Origin of the sequence: Tessaracoccus sp. MC1756, from assembly GCF_014164735.1 — a bacterium.
In the GTDB taxonomy this organism is placed as follows: Bacteria; Actinomycetota; Actinomycetes; order Propionibacteriales; family Propionibacteriaceae; genus Arachnia.
In genome coordinates, this window is sequence record NZ_JACJFZ010000002.1 from 224,646 (window position 1) to 241,195 (window position 16,550).

Annotated in this window: 16 protein-coding genes; 4 read left to right on the forward strand and 12 right to left on the reverse strand. The window is 65.3% G+C overall.

Features of this window, described 5'->3' with window-relative positions:
* Window positions 1-1,176 carry an ADP-forming succinate--CoA ligase subunit beta gene (gene sucC / locus H5393_RS06370; protein ID WP_182765950.1) on the reverse strand — a complete coding sequence of 392 codons (1,176 nt, stop codon included), beginning with the start codon at window positions 1,174-1,176 and terminating at the stop codon, window positions 1-3.
* Window positions 1,177-1,375: 199 nt separating this feature from the next.
* Here sucC and H5393_RS06375 point away from each other — a divergent pair, with 199 nt between their 5' ends.
* Window positions 1,376-2,449 carry a M23 family metallopeptidase gene (locus H5393_RS06375; RefSeq protein WP_182765951.1) on the forward strand — a complete coding sequence of 358 codons (1,074 nt, stop codon included), beginning with the start codon at window positions 1,376-1,378 and terminating at the stop codon, window positions 2,447-2,449.
* A gap of 104 nt (window positions 2,450-2,553) precedes the next feature.
* Here H5393_RS06375 and pcrA read toward each other — a convergent pair whose 3' ends face one another.
* Window positions 2,554-4,977 (reverse strand): DNA helicase PcrA, encoded by a 2,424-nt coding sequence (pcrA, locus tag H5393_RS06380; RefSeq protein ID WP_182765952.1) that lies wholly within the window; start codon window positions 4,975-4,977, stop codon window positions 2,554-2,556.
* A 55-nt stretch (window positions 4,978-5,032) separates the two neighbouring features.
* Here pcrA and H5393_RS06385 point away from each other — a divergent pair, with 55 nt between their 5' ends.
* Entirely contained in the window at window positions 5,033-6,265 is a 1,233-nt protein-coding gene (locus H5393_RS06385) for a phosphatidylserine/phosphatidylglycerophosphate/cardiolipin synthase family protein (protein WP_182764548.1), read from the forward strand.
* Between the two features lie 87 nt (window positions 6,266-6,352).
* On the opposite strand, the gene H5393_RS06390 is transcribed toward H5393_RS06385, so the two are convergent.
* Window positions 6,353-6,628, reverse strand: a complete 276-nt coding sequence (locus H5393_RS06390; protein WP_182764549.1) for a GlsB/YeaQ/YmgE family stress response membrane protein — start codon at window positions 6,626-6,628, stop codon at window positions 6,353-6,355.
* Between the two features lie 112 nt (window positions 6,629-6,740).
* Between H5393_RS06390 and H5393_RS06395 the strand changes: the two genes are divergently transcribed.
* Window positions 6,741-7,082 carry a hypothetical protein gene (locus tag H5393_RS06395; protein ID WP_182764550.1) on the forward strand — a complete coding sequence of 114 codons (342 nt, stop codon included), beginning with the start codon at window positions 6,741-6,743 and terminating at the stop codon, window positions 7,080-7,082.
* Between the two features lie 3 nt (window positions 7,083-7,085).
* Here the strand turns inward: H5393_RS06395 and H5393_RS06400 are convergent, their stop codons facing one another.
* The 9 genes from H5393_RS06400 to H5393_RS06440 form a co-directional block, all read right to left on the reverse strand.
* Complete coding sequence (locus H5393_RS06400) at window positions 7,086-7,697, reverse strand: prepilin peptidase (RefSeq protein WP_182765953.1); 612 nt, start codon at window positions 7,695-7,697, stop codon at window positions 7,086-7,088.
* Complete coding sequence (locus tag H5393_RS14850) at window positions 7,694-8,569, reverse strand: type II secretion system F family protein (protein ID WP_182765954.1); 876 nt, start codon at window positions 8,567-8,569, stop codon at window positions 7,694-7,696. The genes H5393_RS06400 and H5393_RS14850 overlap by 4 nt, the downstream gene beginning before the upstream one ends.
* A gap of 10 nt (window positions 8,570-8,579) precedes the next feature.
* On the reverse strand, window positions 8,580-9,515 hold the full coding sequence (locus H5393_RS06410; RefSeq protein WP_182765955.1) for a type II secretion system F family protein: 936 nt from the start codon (window positions 9,513-9,515) through the stop codon (window positions 8,580-8,582).
* Window positions 9,512-10,765: a CpaF family protein gene (locus tag H5393_RS06415; RefSeq protein WP_370585944.1), complete on the reverse strand. Its 1,254-nt coding sequence runs from the start codon at window positions 10,763-10,765 to the stop codon at window positions 9,512-9,514. The genes H5393_RS06410 and H5393_RS06415 overlap by 4 nt, the downstream gene beginning before the upstream one ends.
* Window positions 10,766-11,052: 287 nt before the next feature.
* Window positions 11,053-12,240 carry an AAA family ATPase gene (locus H5393_RS06420; protein WP_182765957.1) on the reverse strand — a complete coding sequence of 396 codons (1,188 nt, stop codon included), beginning with the start codon at window positions 12,238-12,240 and terminating at the stop codon, window positions 11,053-11,055.
* Complete coding sequence (locus tag H5393_RS06425; protein WP_182765958.1) at window positions 12,237-13,043, reverse strand: Flp pilus assembly protein CpaB; 807 nt, start codon at window positions 13,041-13,043, stop codon at window positions 12,237-12,239. The genes H5393_RS06420 and H5393_RS06425 overlap by 4 nt, the downstream gene beginning before the upstream one ends.
* Before the next feature lie 30 nt (window positions 13,044-13,073).
* On the reverse strand, window positions 13,074-14,105 hold the full coding sequence (locus H5393_RS06430; protein WP_182765959.1) for a pilus assembly protein TadG-related protein: 1,032 nt from the start codon (window positions 14,103-14,105) through the stop codon (window positions 13,074-13,076).
* Window positions 14,093-14,455, reverse strand: coding sequence for a TadE family protein (locus tag H5393_RS06435; protein WP_182765960.1), 363 nt, complete (start codon window positions 14,453-14,455; stop codon window positions 14,093-14,095). The genes H5393_RS06430 and H5393_RS06435 overlap by 13 nt, the downstream gene beginning before the upstream one ends.
* Window positions 14,456-14,572: 117 nt before the next feature.
* Complete coding sequence (locus tag H5393_RS06440) at window positions 14,573-14,773, reverse strand: Flp family type IVb pilin (RefSeq protein ID WP_220488246.1); 201 nt, start codon at window positions 14,771-14,773, stop codon at window positions 14,573-14,575.
* A 211-nt stretch (window positions 14,774-14,984) separates the two neighbouring features.
* Between H5393_RS06440 and H5393_RS06445 the strand changes: the two genes are divergently transcribed.
* The gene (locus H5393_RS06445; RefSeq protein WP_220488247.1) at window positions 14,985-16,550 is read left to right on the forward strand and encodes a vWA domain-containing protein; all 1,566 of its coding nucleotides are present in this window, start codon (window positions 14,985-14,987) and stop codon (window positions 16,548-16,550) included.

The window sequence follows — 16,550 nt, forward strand, 5'->3', positions numbered from 1 at the left end:
TCAGTTTCCTTCCGAGGCGAGCTTGGCCGCGGTGCGGGCCGCCTCGTCCATCGTGTTCTTGACGGTGATGAGCGGGTGGTTGGCCTCTTCGAGGATGGCCTTGCCGACGTCGACGGAGTTGCCGTCGAGCCGGACGACGATGGGCAGCCGCGCCTCCTCGCCCAGCATCTCCAACGCGTGGACGATGCCGTTGGCCACGTCGCTGCAGGCCGTGATGCCGCCGAAGACGTTGACGAACACGGACTTCACCTGGGGGTCGCTCATGATGATCCGCAGCCCGTTGGCCATCACCTGGGCCGACGCGCCGCCGCCGATGTCGAGGAAGTTGGCGGGCTTGGGTTTGCCGGGCAACTCTTCGCCTGCGGCGGCCACCACGTCGAGGGTGCTCATCACGAGGCCCGCGCCGTTGCCGATCACGCCGACGGAGCCGTCGAGCTTCACGTAGTTGAGGTCGAGCTCGCGGGCCTGCCGTTCGAGGTCGACGTCCGCGGTGTGCTCCTCGTACTGCTCCCACTCCGGGTGGCGGAAATCTGCGTTGGCGTCGAGGGTGACCTTGCCGTCGAGGGCGAGGATGGTGCCGTCGGCCGTCTTGACGAGCGGGTTGACCTCGACGAGCGTGGCGTCTGATTCCACGAACACGGTCCACAGCTTCTGGAGCACGGGGCTGACGGCCGCGTGGATCTCCTGGGGGAAGCCCGCCTCGGTGAGGATGCGCTCCGCCGCCTCAGCGGTGATGCCGTCGACGGGGTCCAGTTCGACCTTGGCGAGGGCCTCGGGCCGCTCCTCCGCCAGCGTTTCGATGTCGACGCCGCCCTCCACGCTGCACATCGCGAGATAGCCGCGGGAGGCGCGGTCCAGGAGGATCGAGAAGTAGTACTCCTCGGCGATGTCGGCTCCGGGGCTGAGCATCACAACCTTGACCGGGTGGCCCTTGATCTCCAGGTTGAGGATCTGTTGGGCCGTCTCGACGGCGGCCTCTTCGTCGTGGGCCAGCTTGACGCCGCCCGCCTTGCCACGGCCGCCGGTGCGTACCTGGGCCTTGACGACGACGGTTCCTGAGCCGAGGGACCGGTAGGCCTCACGGGCTTCTTCGGGGGTGGTGGCCGTGCGTCCGGCCAGCACGGGTACGTCGAACCGCTCAAAGAGGTCGCGCGCTTGGTATTCGAGGAGATCCACAGTGATTCCTGTTCAATTGGGACGATCGAGCGTCGCCAGCGTATCGGGACAAGGGCCGATACGGTAGCCCTTCGCACGAACGAGCGCGCCTGGCCCCGCAGTCCCTCGGCCCGTCACACGGCACGGCAGAAAAGATCTGTGGACAATATTTCGGTTTGATTTTGAGAGGTTCCTGAGAACTGTTAAGGTTCCGTTCGGAATGACCTACAGAACCCCTCTTGACGTCAGGAACCAGGTGAACCACAGCCCGTTGCGCAACGCCCGTCGCGCCGCTGACCCTGTAACCGACGAAATCCTCGAAGCAGAGGTCGTCACCCCCGCAGCATCGCCCGCACGCCGCGCCTCCCGCGCGCTGGGCATCTCCCGCCGAATGGTCGCCATGGGCGTCGCCGGCGCCGTCGGGGCCTCCGCACTTTTCGCCTTCGCCTTCACGGCCCGTGGCAATGACCTCGACAGCGGGGTGGACGTAGCGGCCGCCATCCCCGCCGCCGCGATGTCGGCGGCAGCCGAGAGCTTCGAAGACCGCAGCGACGACGTGAGCCGCAACGCGGTACGCAGCGGCCTCACCGACGTCGTCGCAGACAAGGCAGCGCAGGAGCGCCAGGAGCAGCTGGGCGCCGCGAACCAGTCCGCCACGCAGTCGCAGGCAGATCTCTCCATGGGCGAGCGCGACAAGTTGATGGACGCCGACATGGAGCTCGTCGCCGCCCAGTCGCAGAAGCTGAAGGAAGAGGCCGAAAAGGCCGCGAAGCTGCTCGAGCGGGCCCGCAAGGCCGCCAGCGCCGCGAAGGCCCAGGGCATCAACGTCGGCGACGTCGAGTCGATGACCGCCGAGGACGTCGACAACCTCACCAGCAAGGGCGGCTCGATGCCGGTCAAGTCCGGCTACCGCGTCGGCGCGGGCTTCGGTCAGCGCGGCAAGTGGTCGCGCTACCACACCGGCCAGGACTTCCCGGCCCCCACGGGTACCCCCATCTACGCTGCCGCCTCCGGCGTCGTGCTCAGCCCCACCGCAGGCGGCTGGGCGGGCACCAACGTCGTGATCCAGCACAACAACGGTGGATCCACGCTCTACGCGCACATGAGCCGCAAGGCCGTGCGCACCGGCCAGACCGTCAAGGCGGGCCAGCTCATCGGCTACGTCGGCAACACCGGCCGCTCGTTCGGGTCGCACCTGCACTTCGAGTACTACAAGCCGGGCGTGACGCCGGGCGATGTGTACAGCGCGTCGAACCCGATGGTGTTCCTGCGATCGCTGGGCGTTTCCAAGTAGTCGTCAGCACTCCTTGAACGCGTGGCTCACACCAGGACAGCCTTCGCCGCTCGGTTTGGGACCGTAGACGGTCACAAACCCAGCACTGTCTTTCGCGAAGTGCGCTACAGCTTCTCCATCGGCGCGTGCTTCACGCTCAACCGCTTCGTGCCCGCCGAGCCGAAGTCCACATCGGCCCTCAGGTTGTCGCCGGCTCCTGCCACGGCCACCACGGTGCCCATGCCGAAGCTGGCGTGCAGCACCCTGTCCCCCACGCCCACGCTCAGCACGGTCTTCAGCGGGCCGTTGCCGGAGCCGAAGCTCTGGATCGACGCGGAGGTCTGGCGGTTGCGCGTGGCGGCGGTGCTCGCCCACTGCGTGGTGGCGGCGCCGGTGCGGCGCCAATCCAGGACGTGGGCCGGCATCTCTTCCAGGAACCGCGACGCCGGGTTGTAGGCCGGCTGCCCGAAGGTGACGCGCACGGCGGCGCGGGTCACGTAGAGCCGTTTCCGGGCGCGCGTGATGCCGACGTAGGCCAGCCGTCGCTCCTCCTCCAGCTCGTTCGGGTCTGTCAGGGCCCGCATGTGCGGGAACATGCCCTCTTCCATGCCGGTGAGGAACACGGTGTCGAACTCCAGGCCCTTGGCCGTGTGCAGGGTCATCAGCGTGACGACGCCCTTGCCCTCGTCGTGGTCCGGCACCTGGTCCGAATCCGCCACCAGCGCGATGCGCTCCAGGAACGCGGCGAGCGAGTCGTCGGGCTCCGGCATGCCGGCCACGAGGCCGGATTCGACGGCCTCCTCATCGTCGAGGTCGATGGTGTTCGCCGCGGCGACGAACTCCGCCGCCACCGATACGAGCTCGACGAGGTTCTCGATGCGGGTCTCGTCCTGCGGGTCTGTCGACGCCTGCAACTCAGGGAGGTAGTGCGATTCCTTCAGGATGGAGGTGAGCACCTCGTCTGCGGGCTTGCCCGCGGCCACCATGGCGCGGTGGATGTTCATCACGTCCACGAAGCCCTGGATCAGCTTGACGGAGCGGCTGGCGAGGCCGGGCGCCTCCTCCGCGCGCTGGAGCGCGTCGAAGAAGGTGATGCGCTGAGCGCTGGCCAGGGTCGAGATGGCGGCCTCCGCCCTGTCGCCGATGCCGCGCTTGGGCACGTTGAGGATACGGCGCACGGAGACGTCGTCTGCGGGGTTCACGATGGCGCGCAGGTACGCGATGGCGTCGCGGATCTCGCGGCGCTCGTAGAACCGGACGCCGCCCACGACCTTGTAGGGCATCCCGACGCGGATGAACACTTCCTCGAACGCGCGCGACTGGGCGTTGGTGCGGTAGAAGACGGCGGTGTCACCGTACTGGCTCTCGCCCGCGTCGGAGAGCCTGTCGATCTCGTCCGCGATGAACTGCGCCTCGTCGCGCTCCGTGTCTGCCACCCAGCCGACGATGAGGTCGCCCTCCCCCAGGTCGGACCACAGGTGCTTGTCGCGGCGGCCCTGGTTGCGCGAGATCACCGCGTTGGCGGCGGTGAGGACGTTCTGGGTGGAGCGGTAGTTCTGGTCCAGGACGATGGTGCCGGCGCCCGGGAAGTCCGATTCGAAGTCGAGGATGTTGCGGATGGTGGCGCCGCGGAAGGCGTAGATCGACTGGTCCGAGTCGCCGACGACCATCAGCTCCGCCGGCTCCACCGTCGGGGATCCCTCCACCACGCCGGTGACCTCGCCCGCACACAGCTCGCGGATGAGCGCGTACTGGGCATGGTTGGTGTCCTGGTACTCGTCCACCAGCACGTGCCGGAAGCGGCGGCGGTACTTCTCGCGGATGTCCGGGAACGCCTGAAACAGGTGGACGGCGGTCATGATGAGGTCGTCGAAGTCCAGCGCGTTGGCGGCGACGAGCCGGCCCTGGTAATCGGCGTAGGCCCGCGCGATCGTCTCCTGGCGGGAGTTCTCCGCCTCTGCGGCGGCGCGCTCGTGGTCGACCAGGTCGTTCTTGTAGTTGCTCACCGCGTTCATCACGGCGCGCACCGGGTAACGCTTGGGGTCCAGCTCCATGTCGCGCACCACCAGCGACATGAGCCGCTTGGAATCTGCGTCGTCGTAGATGGAGAAGGACTTGGCGATGCCGAAGCGGTCGATGTCTGCGCGCAGGATGCGCACACACGCGGAGTGGAAGGTGGAGACCCACATGAGCTTGGCGCGGTTGCCCACCAGTTCGATGACGCGCTGACGCATCTCCGCGGCGGCCTTGTTGGTGAACGTGATGGCCAGGATGGAGCCGGGATGGACGTCACGCTGGCTGACCAGATGCGCGATGCGCCGGGTCAATACACGCGTCTTGCCGGAGCCGGCGCCGGCCACCACCAGCACGGGGCTGCCCGCATGCACGACGGCCTGGCGCTGCGGAGGGTTGAGACCCTCCAACAGTTGTTCCTCGCTGACCTGCTTCGCCTTGGCCTTCCGCGGGGTCACCAGTGCCTCCGCGCGCGGCGGAGCGGGCTCGTCGGGCTGGAAGACGGCAAAAAGATCCGGGAAAAGGGAGTCACTCATGTCGGCTGCCCAGCCTACCGGCTCGCGCCGACGACTCCGTCGGTACGCTATGCCCATGCAGACCACCTGGAGCCGCGCACGACGGTTCTTCAACCGCCTCACGGCCGCGGTTCTGATCGGTCAGATCCTCTCCATGATCGCCTTGACCGTCGTCGAGTCCTTCCGGAAGAAGAAGCGCAAGCTGCGCAAGTTCCCGGTGACCCGTCCGGAACCGCTGCCCGTGGCCGATGACGAGATCACCGTCTACACCTACGGCGAGTACCTGTACGACGCGATGATCGAGGCCATCGACGCGGCCGAGCACACCATCTACTTCGAGACCTACATCTGGAAGGGCGACGCCACGGGCCACCGGTTCCGCGACGCGCTGGGCCGCGCCGCCGACCGGGGCGTGAAGGTGCACGCCATCTGGGACGAGTTCGCCAACCTGGTGGTGCCGCGGGCGTTCTTCACGTCGATCCCGAAGAACATCGCGACGATGCCGCACCCCGCGATTCCCATCCCGTGGTCGCCGCGCCACTGGGGTCGCGACCACCGCAAGTTGCTCACCGTCGACGGCCGGGTCGGCTTCATCGGCGGCTACAACATCGGCTCGCTGTACGCCACCGGCTGGCGCGACACCCACGCCCGCGTCGTGGGCCCCGGGGTCGCCGAGCTGGACAACGCGTTCATCGACTTCTGGAACCTCCACGTCCGTAAGGAGCACGACCGGATCGAGGACAACCCGGAGCGCGACTGGCTCCCCACCGTGCGCGTGCACCGCAACATGCCGCGCCTTCAGGTGTACCCCATCCGCAACATGTACCTGGAGGCCATCGACAGGGCCACCTCACACATCTGGCTCACCCACGCCTACCTCATCCCCGACGACGACCTGATCGCCGGCCTCCGTGCCGCCGTCAACCGGGGTGTCGACGTGCGGATCATCGTGCCGGGCCGCTCCAACCACGTGGTGGCCGACTGGCTGTCGCGCGGCTACTACACGAACCTGCTGCGCTCTGGCGTGAAGCTGTACCTGTACCAGGGGGCGATGGTGCACGCGAAGACCGCCACCATGGACGGCGTGTGGTCAACGATCGGCACGGCCAACCTGGACAGGCTGAGCCTGTGGGGCAACTACGAGGTGAACCTCGAGGTGACCGACGAGAGCGTCGCCAAGCACATGGAGGACGTGTTCCGCACGGACCAGTCCAACAGCATCGAGCTGAACGAACAGCGCTGGGCGAGCCGCTCCGTGGTGGCCAAGGTGACGGAGTTGTTCCTGTCGCCCTGGCGCCCGTTCTTCTGATCGCCCTGCGACCGGTGCCGGTTTCGGCAGACAGAAGAAGGGGCGCCCGGCAGCAGCCGGGCGCCCCTTCGGGGTCAGAGGGAGGGATCAGGCCTTGCGGCGCTGAGCCCAACCGTAGATGGCGAGCACGATGAGGGCACCAATGATGGAGGTGATGACACCGCCGATGGAGAAGTTGGGGCCGGTCAGATTGAGCTCACCTTCGAAGATGAGCGAACCGATGAGACCACCAACGAATGCACCGATGATGCCCAGGATGATGGTGGCCAGCCAGCCCCCACCCTGACGCCCAGGCATGATGGCCTTGGCGATAGCGCCTCCGATGAGGCCGACGATAATCCAAACGATGATTGTCCATAACATGCCTCAAGCATGGCAGTAGGCGGGGTCACTGTAAATGCTTTCGAACCCTGAACTGTCCCTGAGGTGCGTGGAATTGGGCTGGGTTCCCCCCTTAAGGGTAGAGTCTGGAGCCATGGAAATCGTGCACGGAATCTTCTTTCTGCTCCACCTCATCGGCTTCGCGGCGCTCTTCGGAGGCGCTTTTGTTCAGCTGAAGGGGCCCCACCGAATCGTCAATCCGGCCATGTTCCACGGTGCTCTCACGATGCTGATCTCCGGCCTCGCTCTGGTGGGCATCCTGGAGATGGGTGACGGGCACGTCAACAACATCAAGATCGGCATCAAGCTGCTCGTGCTGATCGCGATCTTCGTGCTGGTGCTGATCAACCGCAAGAAGGATCAGGTGGCGCCCGGGCAGTTCTGGGGCATCTTCGCCCTCACCCTGCTCAACGCCGGCATCGCCGTCTTCTGGTGAGCCTCAGGCGCTGATCGCGATGGCCGCCGCGGCCCCGGCGATCAGCGCCGGGCCCATCGGCACGTCGGCCTTTCTGTCCCGTGTGACGATGAGGACCACCACCGCGAAGAGGCCGTGCAGGACGATCCCGAAGAACAGGCCGCGGCCCACCGCCATCCAGCTGTACCAGCCGAGCACGGCGCCCAGCAGCGCCGACAGCTTCACATCCCCGAACCCGAGCATCCCGTTGGCCAGTAGTGCCGCGACGAAGAAGCCGGCGAACATCGCGAGCGCGGCCAGGAACGCCCGGAGCAGAGCACCCCAGTCCCCCGTCGTGGCGGCCATGGCGACGATGCCTATCGCCCAGGCGATGAGTCCGGTGAGGATTACAGTGTCGGGAAGCCGGTGTTCCTTGAGGTCGACGACGAACAGGACGCCAGCCAACCCGGCGATGACGGCCAGGGCTGCGGCCTCCAGAAGCTCCGAGGTGATGAGGCCTACCCCAGCCCCCAGAATCGCTGCCCGAGGTACCGTCCCGATGAGCTTCGTGGTCGCCTCCAGCGCCACCCTTGGTAGAAACCTCGACGCCAGCCCGGCCGCGGCAGCGGCCAGGAGCGCGGTCCAGAGCCAGGTCATCCGGAGAAGGCCTCGATGATGCTGATGGCTGCAGGAGTCATAATGACAATCATCAGGGCGGGCATGAGGAACAGAACCAGGGGGAAGACAACCTTGACGGGGATTTCCATCGCCTTGTGCTCGGCCCGCTGCCTGCGCGCGACTCGCTGTTCCTTCGCCTGAGTGTGCAGCACCTCTGAGAGGGCAATCCCGTGTTCTTCCGCTTGGATGACCGATCTGATGAAACGCCGCAATTCAGGCACCGCAAGCCGATCCGCCAAGGCCTGGTAAGCCACACGCCGTTGCTGGCCGAGTTGAATGTCCTGAAGCGTGCGGATGAGTTCCGTCGCCAAGACCCCGCGCCCGTTCCGAGCGACCCTGACCAGCGCAGCGTCGAAGCCCAGCCCGGCCTCGACAGCGATGCTCATCTGGTCCAGGACATCCGGCAATTCCAGTTGCGCCGTTTCCCGACGCTTGATGCCGGTGTTCCACAAAAGGAGTTCCGGAAGAAAGAAGACAAAAGCAATGAGGAAGGCTCCGAGCCCGATGGATCCGAGGGAGGGGTTGTTCCTCACTATGAGCAATGCGAGAGCGATCATGATCAGTGTGGACATCATCTTGAGGCTGATTACGCGTTCCAGCGGCCAGGCGGCTGGCCGACCAGCATGCATGAGCAGCTTGTCGAGATTCCCGGCAGCCCGCGTACCGGCGAGCTTGAGACCGAGAGCAGGGACTGCGACGACTCTGCCTCCTCCCGACCGTCCCGCCATGCCCCGCTGCAGGTTGGCCCGTACGCCTCGCCGAACACGGCCTTCGCCGACCAGCAGGAGACCAAGCAGGTACGCGGTGCCTAGCACCAGGAACGCCAAACCGACGTAGACGATGGAAGGCACCGCGCTCACCTCAGAACCTGATCTTGATGACGCGGCTCAGCCAGAACATGCCAACAGCCATCATGATGCCAGCGATGATCAACGCGCCGATGCCGATGATGGACTCACCGAATCGACCGATGTATGTGGGGTTAGCGGCCCAGAGTACCAAAAACATACCGGGTGGAAGGGCCCCTAGAATGACCCCAGACAGCTTCCCCTCCGCAGCCAAGGCACCAACCTGACGCTTCAACTGCACACGTTCCCGGATGGTCGCGCCGACCCCGGCCAGCACGTCAGCCAAGTTGCCTCCCACTTCGCGGTTGATCGCGATGGCTTGGACCACCCAATCGAAGTCCTCATTCTCGTTACGCCGCGCCACGTCAGCCAACGCCTCCACGAAAGGTCTACCAAGTCGCGTCTCATTCACCACTCGGGAAAACTCGGACGAGGTGGGCTCATCGAGTTCGGTCGCCACCGTGGCGCAGGCCTGGGGGAGACTGAAGCCAGCGCGAAGGCTGCCAGATAAGGTGCTCAGGGTCTCCTCCAATTGGTCACCGAAGAGCTGGCGTCGTTTCGCCGCTTTGAAACGCACACTCAGCACAGCGGCGAGCGGGACGAGGATCAGTGCCAACAAGGGCAGGACCGGTCCGCCTAGCAAGAGGCCGAGGGCGAAGCCCGCCACCGCGCCAGAGGCAACCAGCACCATGAAATCCTGCGGCCGCATGCGGATGCCCGCGGCGGCGAGCGACTCCTCAACCGCTCGTGCCCGGCCACCCAGCGCATACCCTGCCGCGCTTGAGGCCGCCTTGGCGGCCTGCGGTACCAGGCCGGCGGGTGCAGCGTCGGGAGGACGCCGTCGCGACATCGGCACCGTGCGTCCAGCAGTGAAGTAGAGCACCAGCCAGGTCAACACTGCGGTTGACACCAAGCCGCCACCGATGTACGCGAGCGTGTCACCGCTCATCGCAAGCCGCCCCAGCCGGGACCGCCGAACACGGAGGGGGACAGTTCGATGCCCAGATCCTGGAAGCGGTCCGTGAACATGGGGCGCACACCGGTAGGGATCGTCCGACCCCTGAACCGACCATTCGGATCGACGCCGGCGGAGTAGTCGAAAAGGAACACATCCTGCAAGGTGATGATCTGCCCCTCCATGCCACTCACTTCGGTGACGGCAGTGATCCGTCGAGTGCCGTCCCTCAGCCGGGTGAGTTGCACGATCAGGTTGACGGCCGAGGAGACCTGCTCTCTGATGGCGCGCAGCGGGAGCTCGAAGCCTGACATCATGACCAGGGTCTCCAGCCTGGCCAGGCAGTCGCGCGGTGAGTTGGCGTGAACTGTGGAAAGGGAGCCGTCGTGACCCGTGTTCATGGCCTGCAGCATGTCCAGCGCCTCCGCGCCACGGACCTCACCCACCACGATGCGGTCGGGTCGCATGCGCAGCGAGTTGCGCACCAGGTCACGGATCGTGATCTCGCCCCTTCCTTCGATGTTGGCCGGCCTGGACTCCAGCTGAATCACGTGGTCCTGCTGGAGTTGGAGCTCCACCGAATCCTCGATGGAGATGATCCGTTCGTTTGAGGGAATGAAGGAGCTCAGCACGTTGAGCAACGTGGTTTTGCCTGTGCCGGTGCCGCCGGAAACCAGAATATTGAGCCGCGCCTCGACACAGGCCTTGAGCAATTCCGCCATCTCGGGTGTCATGGTGCCGAAGCGTTCCAGATCCAGGACAGAAAGTGCGTCCCTGGAGAACTTACGAATCGTCAAGGTGGAGCCGCTCACCGCAAGCGGGGGAATGATGGCATTGACTCGCGAGCCATCCTCGAGACGAGCATCCACCAACGGGGATGACTCGTCGATGCGCCGACCCACCCTGGTGACGATGCGTTCGATGATTCGCCTCAGATGTGGTTCGCCGTCGAAGAAGACCTCGCTGCGTGTCAATTGGCCCTTGCGTTCGACATATACGGACTCCGGACCGTTGACCATGATCTCGGTGACCGTGGAGTCATCGAGCAGCGGCTCCAGGGGGCCCAAGCCTAGAACGTCAGCCTCTACTTCACGCATCAGGCGCTGGCGCTCCGCAGTGGTGAGAGGCACCTTCGCCGCTTCAACAACTGAGTTCAACTCGTCCATCACCATGCTCCGCAGGCTGGACTCGTCCATATCGGGGTCGTTCACTCGAGTGCCAAGTCGAGCGAACAGGGTGTCCACGGCCGAAGCCTTCAACGCGCTGAGCGCGTCACTCCTGGCAGGCGGAGCCGTTGTCGCGACGGGTGCCCGTTCCGACAGCCGCGCCGTGACTCGTGCCGCGGGGGCGGGCACAGCGTGTAACTCGGCCTCCGGAGCACGCTCGGGAGAGTCCGCCGACCGAGCTCCCAGCGGCTGCGGCTCCGAGCGCCCCCATGGGCTCTGCTCCGTGGGATCAGGCGGTGACCACACCGGAGCGGCTGGCGCTTCCGCTGACCTCTCCCTGACCCCCTCCAGACGTTCCCTCAGGCTCATGGATTCCTCCGGAACAGCCGCCCTCTATGGCTCGCCTGAGTCTGTGGCGCAACGGCATCCACCAGCGACAGGAGCCCCTTGCTCACCGGGTCTCGGCCGCCGCTTTGCAGGAGTGGAATGCCCTGATTGGTTGACAGCGGCACTCCATTGGACTGGGGCAGCGCTACATCGACGCCGGCGCGGATGGTGGCCTCAACATCTGCGATCGTCATGCCGCGTGAGCGCTCATTGAAATTCACGACGATGGTGCGTCTGCCTGCGATCATCTTGAGGTCATTGAGCGTGTCGATCTCCTTACGCAGACCCCGCACACCGGGCACATCGAGGCTGGTCACGAGCACCAGATGGTCCGTGTGGTCCAGTGCCGCGAGCGTGTGGTCGGTGAGTCCCGGTGCGGTGTCGATGACCACGTAGGCGAATTGGCCACGCAGCAGCGACACCAGTTGGGCCAGATCGTCGCCAGTGACGGTATCGGCATCAGCGGGAGAATCCGAGCCTGGGACCACGAAGAGTCCGGTCACGTGCTGTGTCACGTAGCTCTTCACTGCGATGCTGTCTCTGGCGGCGGGACCGCGCGCGATGTCCGGCAGCGAGTGCTGGGCCTGCAGGTTGAGCGCACTGGCGACGTCCCCGAAGTGCACGTCGGCGTCGATGAGAACTACCTGCTGCGGAAAGCGTTGAGCCAGGCCAACCGCCAGGTTGGTGGCCACGGTTGTCTTGCCGACGCCGCCCTTGGGGGAAGTGACTGTCACGACGACCCCGGTGCGACCACTGACAGGGGGCGGGAGCATCCCGGGCATGTCCTGGGCTGCGCGCGATGCGAACACACGATCGGCTGCGCGGTCGAGCGCGGCGCGCAATTCGTGCGGTTCTGCAGCGACGGGGATGATGTCTCGCACCCCTGCCCGGACGGCAGCCACCCCGATGAGGCCGGGATCAGGGTGCACCAACAGCACGTCTGCTCGCTGCGCAAGATCCGAAGCGATCCGCATCGCTGCGTCTTCCATTCCGGTAGCGTCGAGCACCACGACGTCTGGAATGGCGGCCCTGCCGAACAACGACGCCACCGGGTCATCCTGCTCCGCCAATTGCGGCGGGGGTACCCGGGTGAATCCATCACCGATGGCTTGGTGGAGTCGCTCCTCGAGCGAATCGTCCGCCGTGCTCAGGAGCAGCTGGATCATTCGAACACCGTCCACGCCTCGACGATGCGGCTCTCCGTCATCTCAGTGGCAGGCGTCTGGCGGGACAACCAGATGGAACCGTACTCCTTGGTGAACACGATCTTCCCCGCCAGCGGAGCGTCCACCGCGAGGGTGACGATGACCTCAGAACCAGGGAGCGTCTGCGTGCCGGCGGTTTCGTCATCGGTCGGCTGCGTGGATTGTGCACCTTGTACGCGAGCAACTAGAACATCGTTGGCGATGAGCTTCGTGAGGAAGCGAGTGTCCTCTTCCTCTTCCCCTGCCGTCGGCGCGGGGGCGGGCGAAGGGGACGCGGCGGGCGCGATGCCGACGGTTTCGACCTCGACCTCCATCGACGCAAAGACGCCCACCTTGTCGCCAGCGTTGAGTTGCGCTCCTGCTACCCGCTCGGGCGACAATTGGATCGAGACCAGTTGTAGGCCCTCAGGGATGGGCACTGATGCAGCCACCTGGTTGTCGTCGGCGCTCACGAAGCGGGCCGCGAGCACCTGCTCTCCCGGCTGAAGCGCGGTGACGGCTACCTGCCCTGGGGGCAGTTCGCTGGCCTTCGTCAACGCACCAGGCACGACGGCGTCGGTAGGGATCTCACGGACCTCTACGTACTGGGCCATCTCTGCCGTGCCCAGCCCGGCCGGGATCTCGTTGCTCACCACCAGAACGGGGACGGGCTCTAGCGTGGCCATCGCACGGTCGTCGGCGCCGCTGACGTAGAGAAATAGGAGTACGCCGCCCACTAAGGCTAGGACGAGGGCCAACGCTCCGAAGACACCGCGCTTGTTCATGTGTGTAAGTCCTCTGCTCAGTCCTGCTAGTTATCCGGTCAGCCGGACGTTCACGACGCCAAAATCGACACCAGCGCCACTACCGTTCTCCCAGTCCGCCAGAGACCCGAATCCCACGAACTTACCCTTGATATATGCGTTCTTTCCGTTGACAGGATCGGTAGCGCACGCATCGCTCGGAACACTGGCCCACCCCTGCGTCTGCAGGCAGTAGGCAGTGACTTCGAGGGCGGCAAAGCCGGTGATCCTGTACCTGCCGCTATTCTTATCAGCATTGTCGAAGAGCGGCACTTTGACGATCTGGCCTGGGGAGTCACCCATGTATCTCCGGATATCGTCCGGATCGCAGGAGGTGTCAAATCCCTCACCATTACTGCTGTCCACCCATCGCTCGTCTGGGTTGCTGCCTATCGTGACTTTCGTCACGCAGTCGCCATCCGCCTCCAGAAAGCCAAACCCGCCACTGAGTTCATTATGAGCGCTGTTGCTGGCGGCGCATGGGAAAGCCTCCGTTGAGGGCACGTTGGGGAAATCCTTGGGCTTGCTCTTCGAGTAGATGTAGAGCTCGGTCCCCTTGGTGGGAGTCCCGTTGTAGACGCCGTTCTGCCAGAAGAACTGGCAGTAACTGACTGCGAAGGGAATGGTGTTCATGCTGGAAGGCGCGCCGGACCACGTGGCAGTGGCCTGTGCAGAAACATCACTGGAACCGATGCCGATGACTGGTGCCAACCAGTGCTCGCGAGTGGTGGCGGCCTTTACACTCACGGAGTTGGGGGTGTGGGTGATATCGGCAGCCGTGACGGTCACGTTGTCGTCGTTCTTGTTGAAGGCCGCATAGTCTTGCGCCATGGCTGGCTCGTCCGCCTCGCACGCACCCGCAGCACAAGTCTGCGCCAGCGCCAGAGCAGCAGCATCGGCGCCGTTCTGGATCTGCTTCTTGTCCCACCACAGGGAACCCACGTCGACGGCGAGGGCCCCGAAGCCGACAAGGACCACCAGCATGATCGCGACGATGACGGCGGAAGCCCCGCGCTCATCGCGGCGATGATTCAACCTCCGCATCGCATGGTCCCTTCTCCAGTGAGGTCGAGCCCGCCGAAGAAGCCGGTCAGGCCAGAATAGGTGTAGGTGATGGTGACGGTGACCGGCCCGCCGGGGCTGCAACCCGCTGGGGGTTCTAATGCTACCGTCGCCCCGCTCGGCATACCGTAGTCCGCGGCGACGTCCGAGACGTCGGTGCCAGCCGGATCTATCGCGTAGGCACGAGCGGCCTCTCGAGCAGCCCCCGCGATATTGCCTTGGACAAAAAAGGCGTAGCCGAATTCCATGATCCCCATGAGGAGGGTGACGAGGAGCATGGCGACGATGGCGAACTCCACGGCCGCCGCTCCTCGATCCAGTTTGGACTTCATCTCCGTGCGCCTCTCTATGTCACCGGCATCACCTGATGGTTTGTGGCTCGTCACATTCACCACAAACCATCAGGGATGAGGCCCTCGTTCGCCTTGTTTCGAGGCCCGCGATAACTATCAGGCAGGGATGTCCTGAAGACCCTTCAAGACCTTGTTGAACTGCTCGTTGAGCTCCGGGCCGATTAGAAGCACGGTGGCGATGATGACGGCCGCGATGGCCGCGACCATGATGCCGTACTCAACGGCGGTGGCGCCCTTCTCCGACTTCATTCTGGACCCGATGACACCGCGGAGGACGGTCTCCATGTAATTGAACATGACTCTTCCTTTCGACGGGGGAAGAATTCCCGACCCGGCAGAGGTGACGGACTTCGGGCGACCCGTCCCCCAACGGGTCGCAAGCAGGACAATACATGATTTGCAGGAAAGTGCGAGTCCAAACATCCAAACTGAACCTTGGGCATGATAGGGGGGTGCATGCTGATCCCACTACCCACCCAACAGCGCGTGACGCTAGGGTGAGCAGCACGTGACCATCTGGGGGGAGGGCACCATGCGACGTCTGTCAGCCGTGCTCGTCAGTTTGCTGCTTTGTTCGGCACAAATCGGGGCGGCGTTCGCCGCGCCGCCGGCCGCAACCATCGACGACGTCCTCGAGGCCCTCCAGGTCCGTCCACAGGAATCGGACTACGTGATCGTCGTCGACACGTCGCTGTCGATGCGGGCCGAAGACCGGTACGTGCGGGTGGCTGAGGCGCTCGGCGTGACTCTCACCCAACTCCAACCCACGGATCACGTCGCACTGGTCACCTTCGACGACGGCGCACGAGTCGCCTACCGCGGACCCCGCGGAGACGACCCCCAGGCAGTACTGAACGAGCTCCCCGCGCAGCCCTCCGGTGACCAGACCGACATAGGCGCCGGCCTCGAACTTGGCCTTGAGGAGCTTGAACGCCCCGACGCCAAGCCTGCGGGCGCTCTGGTGCTGATCACGGACGGCGACCTCGACACCAAGCTGGACTCGCCGTTCGCTGAGCCCACCTCCGAGGGGTGGGCAGACCTCAAGGCGCGGGCCTCGGCCCTGAGCGGCAGGGACATCGCCACCTACGCCCTGTCAGTGGGAGAAGAAACCGACGCCGGCCTGATGACCGGGGTGTTCCCGGATACGCAGGAGATCCCCGTCGCACAATTCGCCGACGTGCTGAGCGACCTGCGCATGCAACTGCTCACCTTCCAGGCCAAGCAGAAGCTGGATCCCGACCTGGAGGCCGGCACCCTCACCGCGAAATTCGCTGACGCCAAGTCCCTGGGCGCCGGCAAGCACGCCACAACTCTGCAGGTCTCGTCCACCTACAGCCTTCTGCCCACCCACCTCACGGGCCTCGCGGCGGAGGTTTCCGGCTCAGCTCCGGTCGCCGTCGAGGGGTTGCCGGACGAAGTGATTCTCAGCCCCGGCCAAACTGTCGACCTGCCGTTGACGTTGACCGTGGACGAGTGGGACGGCAGCCAATCTGACCTCCTCGTCACCGCCGTGGCGGACAGTTCCTGGAGCGAGGTGGTGCGCACGGAGCTGCGGACCCCCGTGGAACTGACTCTGACGGCCGCCCCGCTCCAGCTGCTCGACGAGCCGGTGCCCGCCGCGTCAGAAGACGCAGTCGCCGGAGAGACGCCACAGCCGAGTCCCTCCCCCACGCCCCTGGCACCCCCTCCGGCCGAGACTGAGCAGGCTGAACTCGACCCGCTCCCGCTCATCATCGGCGGCGCGGTGCTCGTCCTCCTGGCGCTGGCGGCGCTCTTCTACCTCACCCGCCCCAAGCTCGAGGGAGCCCTCACCGTGCTGCGCGACGGGCAACTGGTGCAGGAACTGCTGCTCACCGGAAGGTCTGTGTCCTTGACTCCCCCACAGCCGGGAACGGGACCCTCGGGTGCGGTGTCGGCGATGGCCAGCAAGCGCGAACAGGTGCTGGTGAAGGCCGCAGTTGGCAGCGAGAAGGCGGTCAAGGCCAAGCTGGCCGACGGCGAAAGCGTCCGCGTGGGCGAGTACGAACTGGTCTACACCGGCACCCGAAGCCGGGTGTTGGCGAAGATCAGCTGA

Bases quoted from the DNA above. Each gene is read 5' to 3' on its own strand.
- pcrA (WP_182765952.1), bottom strand. From the start codon at position 4,977: ATGAGTGACTCCCTTTTCCCGGATCTTTTTGCCGTCTTCCAGCCCGAC.
- H5393_RS06390 (WP_182764549.1), bottom strand. From the start codon at position 6,628: ATGTTATGGACAATCATCGTTTGGATTATCGTCGGCCTCATCGGAGGC.
- H5393_RS06425 (WP_182765958.1), bottom strand. From the start codon at position 13,043: ATGAACAAGCGCGGTGTCTTCGGAGCGTTGGCCCTCGTCCTAGCCTTA.
- H5393_RS06420 (WP_182765957.1), bottom strand. From the start codon at position 12,240: ATGATCCAGCTGCTCCTGAGCACGGCGGACGATTCGCTCGAGGAGCGA.
- H5393_RS06440 (WP_220488246.1), bottom strand. From the start codon at position 14,773: ATGTTCAATTACATGGAGACCGTCCTCCGCGGTGTCATCGGGTCCAGA.
- H5393_RS06375 (WP_182765951.1), top strand. From the start codon at position 1,376: ATGACCTACAGAACCCCTCTTGACGTCAGGAACCAGGTGAACCACAGC.
- H5393_RS06430 (WP_182765959.1), bottom strand. From the start codon at position 14,105: ATGCGGAGGTTGAATCATCGCCGCGATGAGCGCGGGGCTTCCGCCGTC.
- H5393_RS06400 (WP_182765953.1), bottom strand. From the start codon at position 7,697: ATGACCTGGCTCTGGACCGCGCTCCTGGCCGCTGCCGCGGCCGGGCTG.
- H5393_RS06385 (WP_182764548.1), top strand. From the start codon at position 5,033: ATGCAGACCACCTGGAGCCGCGCACGACGGTTCTTCAACCGCCTCACG.
- H5393_RS06410 (WP_182765955.1), bottom strand. From the start codon at position 9,515: ATGAGCGGTGACACGCTCGCGTACATCGGTGGCGGCTTGGTGTCAACC.
- H5393_RS06435 (WP_182765960.1), bottom strand. From the start codon at position 14,455: ATGAAGTCCAAACTGGATCGAGGAGCGGCGGCCGTGGAGTTCGCCATC.
- H5393_RS06395 (WP_182764550.1), top strand. From the start codon at position 6,741: ATGGAAATCGTGCACGGAATCTTCTTTCTGCTCCACCTCATCGGCTTC.